This window comes from Dyella sp. CR10, from assembly GCF_055814425.1.
In genome coordinates this window covers 2,872,572-2,891,971 of record NZ_CP185986.1, presented here as the reverse complement: position 1 = coordinate 2,891,971, position 19,400 = coordinate 2,872,572, and the positions used below count along the sequence as shown (strand labels likewise).

Genomic DNA, 19,400 nt, shown 5'->3' with positions numbered 1-19,400 from the left:
CCTGCGCCGACACCGTCCGCGTGAGGACTACTTCGTGGTATAGCCGCCGTTGATCAGGATCGTCTGCCCGGTGATCCACCAGCCGTCGCTCACCAGATGGCGGATGAAAGGCACCACGTCCTGGATATCGGTCAGGCCGGTCTTGGAGAACGGCGACAGCGCCGCGGCGCTCTGGTGGTACTTCACCGCATCCGCACCTTCGGCGGGATAGAAGAACGACGTGTCCATCGGGCCGGGGCCTACGGCGGTGACCGAGATGCCGCGTTCGCCGAACTCCTTGGCCGCGGCGCGGGTGAAGTGCTCTACGGGTGCCTTGGTGCCGGCGTAGGAGGCATAGAAGGGTGTGAATGCGCCGAGCAGGGAGGTGACCAGGGTGACGATCTTGCCGTGGTCATTGACGTGCTTGCCGGCCTCGCGCAGGAAGAAGAAGGCGGTCTTCGCATTCACCGCCGACATCTGGTCGTACTCGGCCTCGGTGATCTCCACCAGCGGCTTCTTCAGCACCTTGCCGACGGTGTTGATGGCGATGTCGGGACGCCCCACCGCTGCGACGACATCGGCGAACAACTTCTCCATCGCCGCCGCGCTGGTGAGATCGGCCTGGAATGCCACGGCTTGCGCGCCGGCGGCCTTCACCGCGGCGACTGTTTCGTCCGCCGCCGCCTTGGTTGCGGCGCTGTTGTAGTGGATGGCGACGGCTTTGGCGCCGTGCTGGGCCAGATCGCGTGCGATCAGCCCGCCCAGGTTCTTCGCGCCGCCGGCGATCAGCGCCACCTTGCCTTTGATCGAATGGTCCGCCATGGGAATCTCCTCGCGTTGGGGTAAGCGGGAGTCTAGGTTCGTTGCAGCGATGCATCAGCCGGTGGCAACGGGATGGATTATCCAGCGGAGGCGAACAATCGCTCGGAGGATGGCGCCGTGCCTGGACGATCGAGCCATGGGCGATGTGAGATGCGCATCGGCGATGGGCAGGCGCGGGTGCGCCGCGCCCGCGATCGTCATGCGTCGGCCTGCTCGGCCTCCGACAGCGCGCGAAGGCTCAGTGATTCGGCGTATTCGCAAAGAAAGTGCACCGCGACGAACAGGCCTTCCACATACGTCGGCGGCAGTGGCCACTCGCCGGGCGGCGTCTCCTGCCCGCAAGCCTGTTGATCGCGGAATGCCTCGCTGTTGGCGAGCAGATCGTTGAGCACGTTGATCGACATCTGGATGCCGGCGAGGCGGGCAAGCAGGCGCTGGTCGGGGTCTTGCGTGTCGTCGGAAAGGTAGAGCGGGCGACCGAGCGGATTGGTCGGATGTTCGGTCGAGGCGGTGAGGGAGTAATCGGGTGACGTATGATCAGTGGCAGCCATTATCGACTCCTGGTTAGTTGGTGATGGTCAGCGGGCCGATCGGGGGCCTACCCGGTCGGCCCGCGCTTGCATGGCAGTGCAATGCAAGCCGTGTCGCGGTGTGCATGAGCGCGACAGACGGCAAACTAACAAAGCGGTCTGGGGGCGTCTGTCAGGAAAGGCCGACGGGACGCGTCGAAAATCTGTAGGTGTCGTGGCAACCCTTGCGCTTGTGAGGTTTGCCAACCGCAGATAGGACAAAACACTACAGTAAAGGGGGACAACGCATGAGCAATCCAACACTGGATCCGGCGCAGGAGCGCCGTCGGCTCAGAGCTGCACAGACCGCCATACAGCACCGACAGCAATGGGCCGTCGGCGCCTTCGTCGTGGGCATGGGGTGCGTCTATGCGTATGTGCGGATGCCGCCGGAATACAGCACGGTCGGCCTCATGCTTGCGATCGCCGCACCGGTGATCACGGCGGCCGGTACGTTGCCGTTTTTGCGCATGCCATGTCCGAAATGCGGGCAGCGATACCAGTCCCTTGGCAATCTTTTCACCCATCCGGGACAGCCGGGTCCGTGCAAATCCTGCGGGTTTCATATCGATAAGCACGTGTCGCGGTATTAGCGCGAAAGGGATAGACATATGAGCAGCTTGGGTTGTCGCTGCGGGAGCGTCATTCGGGACCAAACGGATTCATTGCCTTACAAAGCTCGCGTGCTGAAGGACGCTTGGGCGCTCCCCTTGCAGAATTGGCTGGAAACGGAGCTGCAGAGCTATGTGGAAGCAGCTCTTCAGGGCCTCAGCCATCAGTGGATACTGGAGCGGTCTTTTGGCGACGATTACGCCGCCTTGGGACTCAATCACGGCCAGGTGCTGGGCGATCACATTTCGTCTAAATTGCTCGAGCTATGGCGCGATGCATACGAGTGCGAGTCATGTGGCCGCCTTCATGTGGAAACGTCAGAAGACAATCAGTTTGTGTCTTATGCGCCCGACACGGGCGTGATCCATGGCATCTTTTCGGCCAAAACTGTCGTCAAGGAATAAAGCGCGCGGGACGAGCATTTCTGCGCTGGTCCGGGGATCATCCATGCTTTCGAATTTCGAAGTATCCGTCGAGATCGCTGCCCAACCTTCTGAAGTCTGGGAAAGCCTCACCGATCCAGCCCACATGCGTGCCTGGATGGGCGAGCCGGAGATGCGCCTGGACGTGGCGACCAATTGGCGGGTGGGCAGCCCGTTCATCGTGCGCGGCTTTCATTACGGACGCTTCGAGAATCGCGGCGTAGTGCTGGCATTCGATCCGGAGCGACGCTTGAGCTACACGCACCTCAGTTCGATTTCGCGCCTGCCCGATCGACCGGAGAGCTACGTTGCGTTCGACTTTCGCCTGATGCCGCATGACGAGTGGACGACGCTCAGCCTGACCCTGTCGAACTTCCCCACCGAGACGATCTACAAGCATCTTGCGTTCTACTGGCCAGCCACGCTCGATGTTCTCAAGCGCTACGTCGAACGCAGGTCCAGCACCATCTCCACCAAGTCGTAGCCGCCGCCGAAACCATCGGCTTCTTCGCGCAGCACGGTGAAGCCATGGTGCGCGAAGAAGCCGCAACTCATCGGCGTGGTTTCGATCCGCACCGTGTCATAGCGCCCCTCCGCGCGAATGCATTCCAGCCTCGCTTCCAGCAAACGCACGCCTAGGCCTTGTCCGTGCAGATCGCGCCGCACCATGCCCCAGCAAAGGCTGGCCACGGCGGGGCTTTCCGGATGCATCGCGTAGCCGCCGCAGCCGAGCAACTCGCCGCTGGCGTTCTGCATCACGAAATAGGGGCCGATCTCTTCGTCGATGCAGTCGACAAAATCCTGCCGTTCGTGAGCGCCGAAATACGCCGGCACGTTGCTTTCGAAGAGGGCGATGCAGGCGTGGCGGTCGGCGCGGATGTAGGGACGGATGGCGATGTCGGTGAGCATGGCTTTGCCTAGGAGCGGTAATGACCTGGTAAAAACTTGCGAGTAATCGCGATTTCTTGCGGCAAGCATACGAACCTGCTAAATCTTTTAAAGCGCGAAGGTCTTGGGGGCCGGGACAAGCGCCATGCACCCGCAGGGGGTGCAGCCAAAAACGGGGGAGTCATGACGAGTCTTGGCGGGCGCGGAGTGCGCCGTGCGGTGCTGGCTGTCGTTCTGCTGTTGTCCTCTCCGATCGCCTGGTCACAGGCCGGCTCGGTCTCGCTGGAGGACGAATACAAGAAATTGATACGCGTCAACGAGGATGTCCAACCGCTGGGCGAAACGCCGTTCGGCGAACAGATCAATCTTTACGACGGCAGTATTTCCTTCACCCAGACCGATGTCAGCCAGAACGGCAATGGCCTGCCGCTGCTGTTCACACGCACCTTCCGCGCCAGCGATACCAGCAGCCCTTCGTCGAGGACGATCGAGTTCGTCAACAACGCATTCGTCGACTGGGACCTGTCGGTACCGAAGATCGAAACGCTGTCGGCGGAGGTGAAGCTCACCGACAGCCAGGGCCACAAGATCGACCTGTGGACCTTCCTCGAAGAGAACGACCGCTGCAGCCGGTTCAAGAGCGGCGGCACGATCTTCGTACCGACCAAGCCGGGTGAGGAGCCGGTCGACTGGGAACCCAATGTCTGGTGGCATGGCTATCAGCTTGAGATTCCCGGCGAAGGAAGCCAGGACCTGCTGCTGCGCGATGCAGGCAACAACCATGTTCCGCAAATGCAGCTTCCGGACGGCTCTCCGATGGTCTTTCCGGTCGTGACGAAAAAGCACTGGGCGATCGGCTGCTTGCCCGCCACGGATAACGGTCAGCCGGGCGAAGGTTTCCTGGCCGTTGCCCCGGACGGCACCAAATACTATTTGACCTGGCTGATCTACAAGAACGCGGCGACGATCGCCCATCCGGGGGGCGGCGCCTTGAAGCGGCGCGTGGCTTCCATGCTGGCGCGCCGTGTCGAGGATCGCTTCGGCAACTGGCTGCAGTACAGCTACGACGCGCAGGGGAACCTGACCACGATCGACGCCAGCGATGGCCGTCAGCTCACCATCGCTTATGAAGCCTGGCAGCATCCCTCCGGCTATTACCCGGTCGGCTATCGCGTGACGTCCGCCACGCTGCAGACCGCCACAGGCGGCCGCCAATGGAAATATTTCTATAGCGCCGATACCAGCGCGCCGCGCCTGGTCACGGTGCAGCAACCCGACGGCAGCGCGTGGTCGCTGGACATGGCCGGGATCATGGGGCCACAAAGCGAGCTGGTGTCTTTTGACGGCTGCCTCATCGCGACCTGGCCCCAGAATGCTACTTCCAGCACGGCGACCTTGCGGCATCCTTCGGGACTGACCGGCAGGTTCACCCTTACCTCGAAGATCCGCGGGCGCTCCTATGTACCCAAACGCTGCATTCTCGAGCGGGGCGTCTATTACATTGGCATTCCCTCGCTGTTCGTTTCGGCGTCGTTGACGCAAAAGGTCTTTTCCGGCGCGGGCATGCCCGATCGTACGTGGAACTATGCGTATTCCCCTTCCAACGAGAGCTGGGCCCAGGACTGCGGCAGCTGCGCGGACACGGTATGGACGGATGTGAGCGACCCGGATGGGCGGGGCATCCGCTATACCTTCAGCAATCGCTTCGACCGCACCGAGAGCCTGTTGAAGCGGGTCGACTATTACGGTGGTGGCATCGGTACGGATCTTCAGCGTTCGGAAATTAGCGAATACGCGACAGCCGGACCATGGCCAGCGGTGCTGGGGAACAATCTCCAGTTCGGTTTGAACTTCGATCAGGCCGGTACGCTCACGCCATTGTCCAACCGCAGGTTGGAGCAGGACCAGGGTGATGCGTACGTGTGGCACGTTACCGGATTCGATGGATTCGCCCGGCCTGTACAAGTGCAGCGATACAATACGGTGGCGGGTCAGGCCATGGTCGAGGAAAAGACCACGTTGCTCGACGATTACCCGCACTGGGTGCTCGGCCTTCCCTTGCAGGTAGACAATCTGAGCAATGGGGAGACGGTCAGCAAGAACGAGTACGACCTGAGCAAAGTGACCCTGAGCAAGCGTTGGCATTTCGGCCAGCTGCTCATGAACTATGCCTTCAACGCGCAGGGGCAGCTGGCGTCTTTTACCGACGGCAATACCCATACCACCACCCTGGGTGATTACAAGCGCGGCATTCCGCAGGCGATCGGTTACCCCGATGGCGCCAGCCAGCATCTGGTGGTGGACGATTTCGGCCAGATCGCCAGCATCACGGATCAGGCCGGCAGCACCACCAGTTATGGCTACGACGGTGTGGGACGCATCACGTCGATAACCTATCCGGCCGGCGACGAAACGTCGTGGCATCCAAAGGTCTTCACCTACGACTTCGTCCAGAGCGCGGAACGTGGCATAGGCGGCGGTCACTGGCGGCGTACGGTCAGCAAAGGGGACTCGCGCGTCGTTTCATATTTCGACGTGATGCTGCGGCCCATCCTCGTGGATACCTACATCGCGAGCGACGGCAATTCGCATATCAGCGCCCGTACGGATTACGACTGGAAAGGCCAGAAGACCTTCGCTTCGTACCCGGTTGCCGGCCAGCCCGATCTCGGCACGATCGGAAGCGGTGTCTTCGCGGCCTACGATGCGCTAGGTCGCGTGATCCGGAGCCAGCAATCCGCCGAAACCGGACTGTTGACGACGAGCACCGCGTACCTGCCAGGCGCGGGGCGGCAGGTCATCGATGCCAAGGGCAACGTAACCACCACGCGCTACCAGGTGTTCGATCTGCCGAACTACGACGCGGTGATCTCCGTGCAAGCGCCAGAGGGCGTGAACCAATCCATCGCCCGCGATCTCTACGGCAACCCCACGGCGATACGGCAATGGGGCTCGGCCAACGGTTATGCGGTCGACGTGACCAAGCAACTGTATTACGACACCTATCACCGCCTTTGCCGCACCTGGGAGCCGGAAAGCGGAAGCGAAGTCACCGCGTACGACGCTGTCAACAATATCGATTGGACCGCCTCGGGCCTTTCGATCACTAGCACGGCCTGCGGCCAGGAGCAGGTGGCGGAAGCCGCCAAGACGCGTCGGACCTACGATCCGATGAACCGGGTCGAGAAGCTGTTGCCACCGGCAGGAACACAGGGAACGCTGTATACCTATGACGCGCTCGGCAACGTCAAGCAAGCCGATTCGGGTATCACCAGCTGGGTTGGCGAGCGGAACAAGCTGGGGCAGCTGACCGTCGAGACGCTGAGCGTCACCGGCAACGGCAGCAACGTCATTCGATATGCCCACGACAGCTATGGGAGCCTGCGCTCCATCGCCTATCCCGATGCCACGGTGGTCGATTACGCGCCCGATGCCTTGGGGCGCCCCACGCAGGCAGGCAGTTTCGCCAGCGGGGTCAGTTATCACCCGGACGGCGAGATCGCCCATTTCGTCTATGGCAATGGCGCCGAGTACCTGGCGCAGAAGAACGCCCGGCAGCTCATCAGCAACTTCACCTATGCGAAAGGCGGGGCGATCAACCTCAGCGAAGACTTCGCCTACGACAACAACGGAAACATCAGCAGCATCACAGACCTCGCAGGTGGACCGCGCAGCAAGTCGTTCGGCTACGACGCCCTCAATCGCCTCGTCAGCGCGCGGGCGGATGGCTTGTGGGGAACGGAGGCATATCAGTACGACCCACTGAACAACATCCGCAACCGGGTCAGCGCAGGTCAGTCGCTGGACTACCACTACGACGCCACCAATCGCCTGACGGGCATCACGCAGGCGGGCGCCACCGTGCTGACTCTGGGATACGACCCGCGCGGCAATGTCACCAGCAAGAACGGCAACGCGCTGGTCTTCGACGAAAAGAACCAGCTGACCGGTGTCCAGGGCTATGACACTTATGCCTACGATGCGGCCGGACGCCGCGTGTTAAAGACCCCCGCCAACGGTAGCAATTCGACCTATTACTTCTATATCCAGGAAGGCCGCCTGCTATATCAGTACGATGCGACGACCACCAAGACCACCGACTACATCTATCTCGGCAAGAAGCTGATCGCTCGCGCCGAGGGATCGACGTCCAGAGTCATGGGGCATATCGATGGTGTGAGCGTCGATGCGAGCGGAAATAACGCCAGCATTACCGGGTGGGCATGCTCCTCTGGCCTGCCGCAATCCATCTCGGTGCATTTATATGTCGGCGGCCCCGCCGGCACCGGAACGATTATCGCCGGGTACGTCGCGAACACAGCCAGTGAAGTGGCGGTGGCTACGGCTTGTGGTGTCACCTCGGGCAGCTACCGATTCGTCATTCCCCTGTCCAGCGCCACGCGTTCGCAATACGCAGGCCAGAAGATCTATATCCATGGCATTTCGCCCGTGGGTAACGACAACAGCTTGGTGGCCAATTCCGGGGTCTACAGCGTGCCAGCGTTGCCGACGGCGCCGGCCGTGCCGGCGAGCGTCAGCGCCGACAAGTTGGCCGATCTGAGCCGCATCAATGTGAGCTGGTCGAATTCGTCGGGAGCGACGAGCTACAAGTTGCAGAAGCAGTTCAATGGCGGGGCGTGGACGGACGCGTACAGTGGAACGGCAACCTCATATGCGATCGACAGTCCTGCGGATGGCAGCTACGTTTTCCAGGCTCAGGCCTGCAATGCCGTGGGCTGTAGCGCCTGGAAAGCGTCGGGGACGGTGACCATTGCGCATATTCCGCCGACGCCTGCTTGGCTTAATGCGCCGGCATCCAGTAATGGCCCCATCGCTTTGTCATGGGCGTCGAGTCCGTACGCCACGCATTACACGGTCTACCAGTCGATCAATGGCGGGGATTGGACCGCGGTATACGCTGGTCCTGCGACCAGCGCGACGGTGAATGCCACGGTGTCGGGCAACTATGTTTTCTACGTTGCCGCCAGTAATGCGAATGGCTATTCGGGCCAATTCATTAATAGCAACACGGTGGTCGTGACGATTCCGCCAGCAGGCGCTCCTTCCATCAGTGTTCCTGGAAACAGCAACTCAGGTGCCTATACGGTCAATTGGAGCGGCATTGGCGGAGCCACCAGCTACACGCTGGTGGAGCAGGTGAATGGCGGGGTATGGACGACCGTCCAGGCCAACGGGAACACAAGCTGGAGTACTTCCGGCAGGGGCAATGGCGCGTACGGCTACATGGTGCAGGCCTGTAATGCTGGCGGCTGCGGTCCATGGAGCGGGGTGGGATCGATCAGTGTGGCCCTGGTTCCGTCCATGCCCACCAATGTTCAAGCGATCGACAGCTTCCCCAATCCCAAGTCCGAACGCCTGACCATTAAATGGAGCGCTTCGCCTGGGGCGACGAGCTACCAGGTCATGCGGATCAATACGGGAGAAATTCTTCAGGCGGGTACGGCGACCTCGCTGGTCGTGGAGAACGGGGCCGTGGGGGAAATTCCGCTCTATGGCTATCAGGTGCGGGCTTGCAACTCCGTGGGGTGTTCCGATTGGGCGTATGCGTACTGATGCAGGGCTGGAACAGCAACGCTTTCTTTCTTTGAACAAGGATTGGAGTGCCCATGAAGGCTAAGGCGTCACTCTTCATCATGTTGTTGTTGTGGATTCTGGGAATCTGCCCGGCGGCTCTGCATGCTGGGGAAATTACCTATATCTACACGGACCCTCTCGGGACGACATTGGCCGAAGCTAATGCTCAGGGAAACATTACAGCGACCTTCGACTACCGTCCTTTTGGTGCGCTGGCGCTTGGTTCGGCATCAACCCAATCTTGGTTTGCCGGACACATCAATGATCCAGCTACGGCGCTTGTTTATATGCAAGCGCGGTACTACGACCCTGCGATCGGGCGTTTTCTAAGTGTTGACCCCGCCGGAGAGAGGAGTGGTACTGCAAGTACATTTGGTCGATATCAATACGCAGAAAACAATCCCGCCACAAATATCGATCCGGACGGCCGACAGACGTTACCGCCTTCTACCTATACGCTGGACTGGACCAAGCCAGAGACCCGCCAGGCATTCCAGAACTATGCGGCGAGCATGGTTCCGGGCTATGGGATTTATAATTGCGCAGCCGAAGGGTGCGGCAAAGTCGGTTGGGGACTCGCCGTCGTCAGTACCGGACTGACTGCAGCGTCAATCGCTTCCAAAGTTACCGCACCATTACGTGCCGCGAGATCTGCGGCACCCGCTCGATCGCCTTTGATGCAGCGGTACTTGTCAGAATCAGGAGGGCGTTGGGGAAACGCTTCCACGCGTACGCTAAACGATAGAATCGCCACTCAGCTGGAACAGCGAGGCTATACAGTGGTTGGCGGTGCGGGAAGAGCATCCGAGGAATGGATTCCTGGAGTGGGGGGCGGTACAAAGGGAGGTACTTTCGTTGATATCACGGCTACGAATGGTTCGCAGACCATTCGTGTCCAGACCGTTACGACGCTTGCTGATGGTGTGACCCCAACTGCTTCTGAACTTGCGGCGGCGCAAAGAATTCAGGCGGCGTATCCTAACGACATTCTTCAGCTTGTGCCCAAACAGCAATAGTCATGAAGCAGATTCTTTTTTTTGCACTGAAGCAGGATATTCTGGCGGTGCTTGAGATGGTCGAGTCAGGATTTCCGTCGAAGTACGTTCGTACCGGAAATTTTGAATCTCCCGAGACAATGGAATATCTGGCCGCCAAGGATATTCCGTGCTTGGGGGAGGCGGATTCCGATGCTGCCATTACGTGCGCGTCTTACCTGGTATGCCATAAGGATCTGCGACTGAGTCCTTTGCCGTTGATCGGCGAGAAAGGCGAATCGCGGTATCTGGTGGATCAGCGCATTGACGCCGATTCGGTGATCCTCACTCCGGCCGGGATGCGTAAGGGGGGTGTCATCCTTCACGGACGTGTTGCAACGGCCTACGATTCCGCGGCATCGCGGGAATATTTGAATGCATTTAGCTCGGCACTGAGAAAAAATCGGTTTGCCAAGGTCAAGTCGTTCTGGGTAGGGCAACAAGCCCTTGGCTTTCTTGGTGATGGGGGGCGTTTGACTATCTCGGTGTCATCACCCCGCGAACTTGATTTACGAAAGTAGATCCTTTCCGTGAAGCCGCCATGGACGCGCCCGCTGTGACCTTCGCTTGACCTTGCCTTGACGGTGCGCAGTCGCGCGGTCCGTAAAGTAGTCGACACCATCGGTCTTATCGATAGAGGTCCGCTTGCGGTATCTGTGGTCACTCTTCGACCTGTTGTGCGTGGCCGGTTGCGACGACTATCCCCTGCGCGGCGCAGGGTGTTCCTTCCGCCGACGGCCAGACCTACCTGATTGTCGTCGACAACGGTAGTGGCGAATGTGGGGCGATCAAGGTGGATCATCAATTCCGGCCGCACAGCATCGGCAAGCTCGGACGCATTCCGCCGGGGCGGCATGTGATCGATTGCGGTGGTGCGATTCCCTTCCACGTGCCGGAAGGGGAGATCTTCACGTTCAACTACTGGGGACCATAAAGCGCCCTTGACGGCGCCGGGAGAGACGCCGATCCTGTGCCGTCATCGCGAACGCGTAGTCAAAGGAAAGGTGAGACAGGATGGCGCAGGGAAGCCGCTGGAAGACCTGGCTGGAGGGTATCGCTGTAGGCCTCGTGGCCTGGGCGCTTTGGACGGGCATAACGTGGTTCGTCGTGGTGAGTTCCAGCTCGCCTTCTTCGCGAGCCTGGCTGGATTATGCGGGCTGGCAGGTCTGGCTCGGCGTCCCTTGCGGCGCCTATTGGCTGTGGCGCATGTCGCGTGGAGCAAGGGCTGGATTCCTGGCGCTGGGTTTGCTCACCGGGCTGGCGTTGCCCTTGGTGGTACTCATTGTCGGTCTGCTGATCACGGGTGTACCTCACGCGTAGTGGTCAGTGCGCTGACGCAGGTGCGTTGATGACACGGAGGAGTGCGCAGGTTTGACCTGCGGTCAGTCCTGGTTCCGGCGAAAGAGGTACGGGGGCAGGTAACGCGTGAAGGGCGTTCGATAGCCTGGATGGAGAGATGGTTGTCGCCTGACAACTATCTATCTCCCGGCCGAGCTCGTCGGCATATCGCGGCAGAACATGCGCAAGCTGATGCTGGCCTATCCATCGAGCTTTCCCGCGCCGATGCACGAGGGCGGCACCTCGATCTGGCATCTGACCGACGTGCTTGCCTGGTTGCAAGGGCGGGGCGGTTACGCATGGGCGGACAATGTGATGGAAGTGACCCGCGTGGCGTATCAGGTCAATGCGGCCAAGGAGCGGTCTCGTTTGCAAGGACGCTCGATCAGAGCCTGGGCGGCCCTGGCGGCTTGAGTGGTTACGAACGCGCGGGATGGTTCATTCCGCGCTTTTCTGGCTTTTAGCGGTGTCGTATCAACGCGGTTCCTTGGGCCCGCAGCCCACCGGCAACGGCAAGAACATCGGCTTGGATGCCTGCCGCGCATCCTCCCGCCAGATCACATCCTTCCCGATCGCCTGCACATCCGTCTGCCCCGTGAGCGCCATGCTCACACTCAGCTCGCGGCGGATGATTTCGATCACTCGCGCCACGCCGGCTTCGCCCATGGCGCCGAGGCCATAGAGGAAAGCCTTGCCGATCAGGCTGGCGCGGGCGCCATAAGCGAGCGCCTTGAGCACATCCTGGCCGCTGAGGATGCCGCCGTCGAACAGTACGTCGAGGTCGTCGCCGACGGCATCGGCGATGCGCGGCAGCACCTCGATGCTGGCCGGCGCGCCGTCGAGCTGGCGGCCGCCGTGGTTGGAGACGACGATGGCGTCGACGCCGTGCGAGGCGGCGATGCGCGCGTCTTCTTCGTCCATGATGCCTTTGAGGATCAGCTTGCCGGGCCACAGCTCGCGGATCCATTCGAGGTCTTTCCAGTTCAGGGTCGGATCGAACTGGTTGGCGATCCACTGCGCGAGGGTGGTGAGGCTGTCGGTGCCCTGGATGCGGCCGGCGAGGTTGCCGAACGAGCGGCTGGGCGCGCGCAGCATGCTCCAGGCCCAGCGCGGCTTGCTCATGATGTCGAACAGGTTGCGCAGGGTGACCTTGGGCGGCACGGAGAGGCCGTTCTTGATCTCGCGGTGGCGCTGTCCCTGCACGGTGAGGTCGGCGGTGAGCATCAGCGCCGAGCAGCCGGCGTCCGTCGCGCGGCGGATCAGGTCGCGGGCGAAGCCGCGGTCGCGCATCACGTAAAGCTGAAACCAGAACGGCGAGCCGACCGCGGCGCGCACCTGCTCGATCGAACAGATCGATACGGTGCTCAGGCAGAACGGAATGCCCGCTTTCGATGCGGCGCGTGCGCCGAGAATCTCGCCGGCACCATGCTGCAGCCCGGTGAGTCCGGTGGGTGCGATGGCCAGCGGCATCGACACCGGCTGGCCGACGATGGTGGTGGCGAGCGAGCGCTGGTCCACGTCGATCATCACGCGCTGGCGGAACTTGATGCGCTCCAGCGCGGCGCGGTTCTCGCGCAACGTCACTTCGTCGTAGGCGCCACGATCGGCATACTCGAAGAAGGCCCGCGGGACGCGGCGGCGTGCCAGGTCGCGCAGGTCCAGTACGTTGGTGATCGGCGTGGCCATGGCGATGCCTCCCGCGTCAGAGCGCCGCCGCGGCGGCCGGCTCGCGCCACACCGGACCGTCGGGGAAACGGTACTCGTCCAGTGTGCGCTCGTGCATGCGCGCGGAGAAGCCCGGTGCGGTCGGCGCCAGGTAGCGGCCTTCGCGGATCGTCACCGGATCGGTGAAGTGCTCGTGCAGATGGTCGACGAACTCGATCGCACGGTCCTCCTTCTTGCCGGTGATGGCGACGAAGTCGGCCATGGCCAGATGCTGCACCAACTCGCACAGGCCCACGCCGCCGGCGTGCGGGAACACGCGCACGCCGAACTTGGCTGCCATCAGCAGGATCGCCAGGTTCTCGTTGACGCCGCCCACGCGTGCGGCATCGATCTGCACGAGGTCCACCGCGCCGGCCTGAAACAGCTGCTTGAACATCACGCGGTTGTGGGTGTGCTCGCCGGTGGAGACGGGCATCGCCACGGCGCGCCGGATCGCGGCGTGGCCGAGCACGTCGTCGGGGCTGGTAGGTTCTTCGATCCAGGCCAGATCGACGTGTTCGAGGCGACGCAGCCAGTCGATCGCATCGTGCACGCCCCAGCGCTGGTTAGCATCCACCGCGATGGCGACATCCGGGCCCAGCGCCTCGCGCACCAGGCCGCAGCGGCGCACGTCGTCTTCCACGTTGAGGCCGACCTTGAGCTTGATGGTGCGGAAGCCTTCGGCGACGGCCTCGCGGGCCAGGCGCAGCATCTTCTCGTCCGAGTAGCCGAGCCAGCCGGGCGAGGTGGTGTAGGCGGGATAACCGCTCACCAGCAATTGCTGGATGCGCTCGGCCTTGCCGCGCTCGGCGGCGCGCAGCATCTGCAATGCTTCGTCCGGAGCCAGTGCGTCGTCGAGGTAGCGGAAGTCGATCGCCGCCACCAGCTGTTCCGGCGTCATGTCGGCGATGAAGCGCCACAGTGGCTTGTTCGCGCGGCGCGCGGCCAGGTCCCACGCGGCGTTGATCACCGCGCCGATGGCCATGTGCATCACGCCTTTCTCGGGGCCCAGCCAGCGCAGCTGCGAGTCGCCGACCATGCGCGCGGCGAAGCCGCCGAGATCGCTGGTCACTTCGTCCAGCGTGAGACCGACCACATACGGGCGCAGCGCGTCGAGCGCGGCTTTCTGCACGTCGTTGCCGCGGCCGATGGTGAAGACCAGCCCATAGCCGGCCAGGCCGGACGGATCGTCCGTGCGCAGGACGGCGTAGGCGGCGGAGTAATCCGGGTCCGGGTTCATCGCGTCGGAGCCGTCGAGCTCGCGCGAGGTGGGGAAACGGATGTCGTAGGTGTCCAGCGCGGTGATCGTCACCGTGTCGTGCTTCGCCATGAGGCCGGCCTCCCTCTGCCGGTGGTGAAGAAAAAAGAGTCGCGAGGTCAGTGCGTGCCGGCGCGGTCCGCCGGGTGGGCAAGCACTTGCTGGCGCTGCCGGCCGAGGCCGTCGATGCCCAGTTCGATCACGTCGCCGGGGCGCAGGTAGGTCGGCGGCTTCAGGCCCAGGCCCACGCCGGACGGCGTGCCGGTGCTGATCACGTCGCCGGGCATCAGCGTCATGTAGCGGCTGATGTAGCTGACCAGTTTGGCCACGTGGAACACCATGTCGCTGGTGTTGCTGTCCTGGTAGCGGTGGCCGTTCACTTCCAGCCACAGGTGCAGGTTCTGCGGATCGGTCACTTCGTCGGTGGTGACCAACCAGGGGCCGAGCGGGCCGAACGTGTCGCAGCTCTTGCCCTTCACCCACTGGCCGCCGTGCTCGAGCTGAAATTCGCGCTCGGAAAGGTCATTGATCACGATATAGCCGGCGACATGCGCCAACGCTTCGTCGACCGATACGTCACGAGCGACCTGGCCGATCACTACGCCCAGTTCCACTTCCCAGTCGGTGCGGGTGGAGCCGCGCGGGATCACCACATCGTCGTTCGGGCCCATGATGGCGCTGGTGGCCTTCATGAACAGCACCGGCTGCTCGGGCACAGGCTGGCCGGTTTCGGCAGCATGCTTGGCGTAGTTCATGCCGACGCAGATCATTTTGCCGACCGGGGATACCGGTGCGCCGAAGCGCGGGTTGCCATCCACTTTCGGCAGCGTTGCCGGATCGATCGCGGCGAGGCGCGCGAGGCTGTCGGGATGGATCGCATACGGATCGATGTCGGCCACGTGCTCGGACAGGTCGCGCAGTGCGCCGTCCTTGTCGATGAGGCCGGGTTTCTCGGCGCCGCGGGCGCCGTAGCGGACCAGTTTCATCTTGGAAGTTCCTTCAGTTGGACCAGCCGCCGTCCACGATGTGCACGGTGCCGGTGGTAAATGCCGATTCGTCGGAAGCGAGGTAGAGCGCGAGCATGGCGATCTCCTCCGGGGTGCCGAGGCGGCCCATCGGCTGGCGCTCGACGAAGCTGCGCCACACGGCCTCCTCGTCGCCGCCGAGCGCGCGCACGCGATCGCCCAGCGAGGGTGTCTTCACGGTGCCCGGGCAGATCGCGTTGCAGCGCACGCCGCGAGCGACGAAATCCGCGGCGATGGACCGGGTCAGGCCGATCACTGCCGCTTTGGTGGTGCTGTAGGCGAAGCGGTTGGGCACGCCCTTGATGCTGGAAGCCACCGAGGACATGTTCACGATGCTGCCGCCGCCGCGTTCGAGCATGGCCGGCAGCACGCGCTGACACAGGTGAAACATGCTGTCTACGTTGATGGTGAACGAGCGTTTCCAGGCCGCATCGTCGGTGTCCAGGATGGTGCCGGCGTGCACGTAGCCGGCGCAGTTGAACAGCACATCGAAGGGCGGGTGCGCGGCGACCAGGCGATCGATCTGCGCCGGGTCGGTGACATCCAGGCGCTCGGCGCGCAGCTCGGGGCATTCGGCGGCGAGCGCGGCCAGGGCCTTGTCGTCGATGTCGGTGGCCAGCACGCGTGCGCCTTCGCGGGCGAAAGCGAGGGCGGTGGCGCGGCCGATGCCGGCGCCGGCCGCGGTGACCAGGGCGTGCTTGCCGGACAGGCGGCCGCTCATGGCGACGGCTCCCGCGCGGTAACGGCGAAACATTCGGTCATGGCGTGGACTCCTTGCGGTGCGAAGGGGAAGGCGGCGCCAGTTGGTAGAAAGTGCTGGCGTTGTCGCCGAAGATCGCGGCCTCGTGGCCGGGCGCGAGGCGGCGCACGTGCGTGCGCGCCAGTGTCATCCAGTGCGCGTAGTCGCCGCGCAGCGTGAGCACCGGCCAGTCGCTGCCCCAGATCAGGCGCGACGGGCCGAAGCAGGCGAACAGGTGGTCGATGTACGGCTCCAGCGCCTGCTCGGGCACGCCAGGGGCGAGCTGCGTCAGCAGGCCGGAGAACTTGCAATGCAGTGACGTGCGTTCGCCCAGCTGCGCGATCTGCGTGGCCCAGCTGCCGATATCCGCGGTGCCGTCGACGACGGGCTTGCCGCCATGGCTGAGCACGGCGCGCAGCCTGGGTTCGCGTTCCAGTCGCGTGAGCAGCGCGGGCAACTGGTCGGGCCGCACCAGCGCTTCGAAGGCGAGGTCGTGATGCTGCAGGCTGGCGAATGCCGCATCCAGCATCGGCCGTGCGAGCCAGTCCGGATCGGCGATGTCCTGCACCATCGGGCGCAATCCCACCAGCAGGCCGTTGCCGTCGCGCGCGAGCGCGGCGATGCGCGCGTCCACGTCCGGTGCTTCGAAGTCCACCCAGCCCACCACGCCGGCCACCGCGCGGTCGGCGCGGGCCAGTTCGAACAGGAAGCGCGTTTCCGCCTCGGTGGGCGCGGCCTGCACCAGGATCGCGCGCGTCACGTCGGCCGCGGCACGCTGCGGATCCAGCTCGAACGGGAGAAAGTCGCGTTTCAGCGATTCCGGCGCATCGGTCAGCCAGCCATAGTCGCCGCGCTGCACGCGCCAGTAGTGCTGGTGGGCGTCGATGACATTCATGGCGTCACCGCGTGCTCGCCGAGCAGACCTTCCGCGCGCAGGCGCCGCCACAGTTCCGCCGGTATCGGGGTATCTCGCCGTGCGGCGGCCGCGTCGGCTTCGGCGGGCGTGCGCATGCCGCAGACCACGGTGGCGACGGCCGGGTGGAACAACGGGAACTGCAGCGCCGCCGCGCCCACGCTCACGCCCAGCTCGCCGCACACGTCATAGAAGCGCTGCGCGCGTGCGCGGGTCGCGGCGTCTGCTGGCGCGTAGTTGTAGGTGGCGCCGGGCGCATCGCCGCCGAGCAGGCCGGAGTTGTACGGCGCGGCGGCGAATATTGTCACGTCGCGCGCCAGCGCCTCGGTCATGACGCGCGCGCTGTGCGCCTGCTCGAACAGGGTGTAGCGGCCGGCCAGCATGATGACGTCCAGGTCGAAGCGCGGCATCACCTCGAGGCAGACCTCCTCCTCGTTCACACCCAGGCCGATCGCGTCGCACACGCCTTGCGCGCGAAGTTCGGCCAGCGCCGGCAAGGCTTCGTCCAGCGCCTGGCGCAGGACGCGCGGATGGTCCGCGCCATGGGTCAGCGCGCCGATGTCGTGCAACAGCAGCACGTCGACGTGGTCGGTGCGCAGCCGGCGCAGGCTGGCCTCGACCGCGCGCCGCACGCCGTCGCGGCTGTAATCGAAGACCGCGCGCTTGCCGGCCACGTCGAAACCGTCGGCGAGCGCATCGCGGCCAGGCGCATCCTCGATCAGGCGGCCGACCTTGGTGGACAGGGTGTAGCTGGCGCGCGGCACGCCCGCCAGCGCGGCGCCGAGGCGTTCCTCGCTGAGGCCATAGCCGTAGTAGGGCGCCGTATCGAAGTGGCGGATGGCGTACTGCCAGGCCTGCGCTACCGCGCGGTACGCCAGATCTTCGTCCACATCCGCGTACAGATTGCCGATGGGGGCGCCGCCGAAGGCCACGCGGGACATCGCCGGGGCGCGGTAGCGGCGCGCCTCGGCGCGGTGCGGGTTGGGAATGCCTGGAACCGCCATGCAGAAACTCCGCTCGCTGCTCGTTCCGCGGGTGCCTGGAAGGGCTCCGGAACGCGGACTTTGGCCGATGCGCGGGTGCCCCTCAAACGCCCTGCGCAAGGTGTCCGATCAGTGTGCACCTATGAAATCGATATTTACAAGTGAGAACCGGCACATCGGGCGTCGCCCCGAAATTTCTGTTGCAACGCGACTTGAAACGATCTAAGTAAATATGAAACATCGGTTCGCCGATGAAATCAGGAGGCGCTCCGCGGGTGCGGAAACTGCCTCGGCAAGGGTGGTCTGGGGATGAAGGGGAGGCTTGGCGTGGACCGGCACGAAACCAATGCAGCGGTCGCTGGCGTCGCCTGTCCGTGGCGCGGACGGCGGGGTGGCGCGTGAATGGCGCGCTTCCCGCGACGGACCTTCTGCTCGCCCGGACCGGCCGGTCCGGATCGGCCGTGAGCAACGCTACGGCATCCGCTCCATTCCTTGCCGCCGACGTCGGCGGCACGCACGCGCGGCTGGCGCTGATGGCGCCGGGTACGCGCGCCGGCGGCCCGCTGGTGCAGGCCTATCGCATTTTTCGCTGCGGCGAGCATGCGAGCTTCGCCGCCATCGTGCGCGCGTTTCTCGCTGGTCTGGATGCGCGCCCGCGCCGGCTGGTCCTCGCCTGCACCGGCTGCGCGCACGAGGGGCTGCTGATCAACGAAAGCCTGCCGTGGAGCATCGAGCCGGCCGCGCTCGCCGCCGAACTGCGGCTGGACGAAGTGCATCTGCTCAATGATTTCGTGGCGCTCACGCATGCCGCGCCCTTTATCGACACCACGCGCTCGCCGCTGTTGCACGCACCAGCGCGCACGGTGGCCGAGCCTGGCCCGATCGTGGTGGTCGGGCCAGGCACCGGGCTGGGCGCCGCGGTACGCCTTCCCGGCGCGCCGCCGGTGGTGCTGCCGAGCGAGGCGGGCCAGATGCAGTTGGCGGCGCGCGTGGGTCGCGAACAGGAAGTGATGCGTTTGCTCGCCGTGCGCGACGCGCATCTGTCGTACGAAGCGGTGCTGTCGGGCCCGGGCCTGCTGCGCGTGTATGAAGCGCTGTGCCGCGAGAGCGGCCGCGTGCCGGCTTGCGCCGAGCCCGCGGCGGTCACCGCGGCGGCGCTGGAAGGCAGCGACGCGCTGGCGCGCGAAACGCTGACGCTGTTCTGCGGCTGGCTAGGTTCCTTCGCGGGCGACCTGGCGATGCTCTACCAGGCGACTGGCGGCATCTATCTGGCCGGCGGTTTTCTTTCGCGTATCGCCGCGTTCATGCGCGGCAGCACGTTCGTCGAGCGCTTTCTCGATAAAGGCGTGATGCGCCCGTTCCTGGACAACGTCCCGGTGCGCGTGGTCGAGCACGGCCAGCTCGGCGTGATCGGCGCGGCAAGCTGGTATCTCGACCAGCCCGCGAAACCCCCTGGAGCGCCGACCGGATAGCCGCGTCGGGCTTCTGCAGGAGAAGCATCGCGTAGATCGCAACCATC

The 19,400-nt window shown here is 63.8% G+C and carries 19 protein-coding genes; 10 read left to right on the top strand and 9 right to left on the bottom strand.

What is annotated here, in order from left to right; translation table 11 throughout:
- Positions 1-27: 27 nt before the first annotated feature.
- Positions 28-801 (bottom strand): SDR family oxidoreductase, encoded by a 774-nt coding sequence (locus ACNR9O_RS13000; RefSeq protein ID WP_473688235.1) that lies wholly within the window; start codon positions 799-801, stop codon positions 28-30.
- Between the two features lie 197 nt (positions 802-998).
- Positions 999-1,352 carry a hypothetical protein gene (locus ACNR9O_RS12995; RefSeq protein WP_473688237.1) on the bottom strand — a complete coding sequence of 118 codons (354 nt, stop codon included), beginning with the start codon at positions 1,350-1,352 and terminating at the stop codon, positions 999-1,001.
- Between the two features lie 266 nt (positions 1,353-1,618).
- Between ACNR9O_RS12995 and ACNR9O_RS12990 the strand changes: the two genes are divergently transcribed.
- The 3 genes from ACNR9O_RS12990 to ACNR9O_RS12980 are packed head-to-tail and all read left to right on the top strand — an operon-like array spanning position 1,619 to position 2,888.
- Positions 1,619-1,963: a hypothetical protein gene (locus ACNR9O_RS12990; protein WP_473688239.1), complete on the top strand. Its 345-nt coding sequence runs from the start codon at positions 1,619-1,621 to the stop codon at positions 1,961-1,963.
- 18 nt (positions 1,964-1,981) lie between these two features.
- Entirely contained in the window at positions 1,982-2,386 is a 405-nt protein-coding gene (locus tag ACNR9O_RS12985) for a hypothetical protein (RefSeq protein ID WP_473688241.1), read from the top strand.
- A gap of 43 nt (positions 2,387-2,429) precedes the next feature.
- Positions 2,430-2,888 carry an SRPBCC family protein gene (locus ACNR9O_RS12980; protein ID WP_473688243.1) on the top strand — a complete coding sequence of 153 codons (459 nt, stop codon included), beginning with the start codon at positions 2,430-2,432 and terminating at the stop codon, positions 2,886-2,888.
- Here the strand turns inward: ACNR9O_RS12980 and ACNR9O_RS12975 are convergent.
- Positions 2,846-3,313: a GNAT family N-acetyltransferase gene (locus ACNR9O_RS12975; protein WP_473688245.1), complete on the bottom strand. Its 468-nt coding sequence runs from the start codon at positions 3,311-3,313 to the stop codon at positions 2,846-2,848. The two genes, ACNR9O_RS12980 and ACNR9O_RS12975, sit on opposite strands and share 43 nt — an antisense overlap.
- A 162-nt stretch (positions 3,314-3,475) precedes the next feature.
- Between ACNR9O_RS12975 and ACNR9O_RS12970 the strand changes: the two genes are divergently transcribed.
- The 6 genes from ACNR9O_RS12970 (at position 3,476) to ACNR9O_RS12945 (ending at position 11,673) form a co-directional block, all read left to right on the top strand.
- Positions 3,476-8,866 carry a chitinase N-terminal domain-containing protein gene (locus tag ACNR9O_RS12970; protein ID WP_473688247.1) on the top strand — a complete coding sequence of 1,797 codons (5,391 nt, stop codon included), beginning with the start codon at positions 3,476-3,478 and terminating at the stop codon, positions 8,864-8,866.
- Between the two features lie 53 nt (positions 8,867-8,919).
- Positions 8,920-9,903: an RHS repeat-associated core domain-containing protein gene (locus tag ACNR9O_RS12965; protein ID WP_473688249.1), complete on the top strand. Its 984-nt coding sequence runs from the start codon at positions 8,920-8,922 to the stop codon at positions 9,901-9,903.
- A 2-nt stretch (positions 9,904-9,905) separates the two neighbouring features.
- Positions 9,906-10,442, top strand: coding sequence for a hypothetical protein (locus ACNR9O_RS12960; protein ID WP_473688251.1), 537 nt, complete (start codon positions 9,906-9,908; stop codon positions 10,440-10,442).
- 272 nt (positions 10,443-10,714) lie between these two features.
- Positions 10,715-10,855: a hypothetical protein gene (locus ACNR9O_RS12955; protein ID WP_473688253.1), complete on the top strand. Its 141-nt coding sequence runs from the start codon at positions 10,715-10,717 to the stop codon at positions 10,853-10,855.
- 80 nt (positions 10,856-10,935) lie between these two features.
- The gene (locus tag ACNR9O_RS12950) at positions 10,936-11,241 is read left to right on the top strand and encodes a hypothetical protein (RefSeq protein ID WP_473688255.1); all 306 of its coding nucleotides are present in this window, start codon (positions 10,936-10,938) and stop codon (positions 11,239-11,241) included.
- A gap of 198 nt (positions 11,242-11,439) precedes the next feature.
- The gene (locus ACNR9O_RS12945; protein ID WP_473688257.1) at positions 11,440-11,673 is read left to right on the top strand and encodes a hypothetical protein; all 234 of its coding nucleotides are present in this window, start codon (positions 11,440-11,442) and stop codon (positions 11,671-11,673) included.
- A 60-nt stretch (positions 11,674-11,733) separates the two neighbouring features.
- Here the strand turns inward: ACNR9O_RS12945 and ACNR9O_RS12940 are convergent, their stop codons facing one another.
- From ACNR9O_RS12940 to ACNR9O_RS12915, 6 genes are read right to left on the bottom strand one after another with little or no spacing between them, the layout of a single operon-like run.
- Positions 11,734-12,945 (bottom strand): alpha-hydroxy acid oxidase, encoded by a 1,212-nt coding sequence (locus ACNR9O_RS12940; protein ID WP_473688259.1) that lies wholly within the window; start codon positions 12,943-12,945, stop codon positions 11,734-11,736.
- 16 nt (positions 12,946-12,961) lie between these two features.
- Positions 12,962-14,293: an enolase C-terminal domain-like protein gene (locus tag ACNR9O_RS12935; RefSeq protein ID WP_473688261.1), complete on the bottom strand. Its 1,332-nt coding sequence runs from the start codon at positions 14,291-14,293 to the stop codon at positions 12,962-12,964.
- Positions 14,294-14,340: 47 nt separating this feature from the next.
- The gene (locus ACNR9O_RS12930; protein WP_473688263.1) at positions 14,341-15,207 is read right to left on the bottom strand and encodes a fumarylacetoacetate hydrolase family protein; all 867 of its coding nucleotides are present in this window, start codon (positions 15,205-15,207) and stop codon (positions 14,341-14,343) included.
- A gap of 13 nt (positions 15,208-15,220) precedes the next feature.
- Positions 15,221-15,967 carry an SDR family oxidoreductase gene (locus ACNR9O_RS12925; protein WP_473688265.1) on the bottom strand — a complete coding sequence of 249 codons (747 nt, stop codon included), beginning with the start codon at positions 15,965-15,967 and terminating at the stop codon, positions 15,221-15,223.
- A gap of 37 nt (positions 15,968-16,004) precedes the next feature.
- A complete protein-coding gene (locus ACNR9O_RS12920) occupies positions 16,005-16,880 on the bottom strand; it encodes an amidohydrolase family protein (protein WP_473688267.1) in 876 nt (291 codons plus the stop codon).
- Entirely contained in the window at positions 16,877-17,839 is a 963-nt protein-coding gene (locus ACNR9O_RS12915) for an aldo/keto reductase (protein WP_473700782.1), read from the bottom strand. The genes ACNR9O_RS12920 and ACNR9O_RS12915 overlap by 4 nt, the downstream gene beginning before the upstream one ends.
- A gap of 503 nt (positions 17,840-18,342) precedes the next feature.
- On the opposite strand from ACNR9O_RS12915, the gene ACNR9O_RS12910 reads away from it, so the two are divergent.
- A complete protein-coding gene (locus tag ACNR9O_RS12910; RefSeq protein WP_473688271.1) occupies positions 18,343-19,353 on the top strand; it encodes a glucokinase in 1,011 nt (336 codons plus the stop codon).
- The last annotated feature ends 47 nt before the right edge of the window (positions 19,354-19,400 follow it).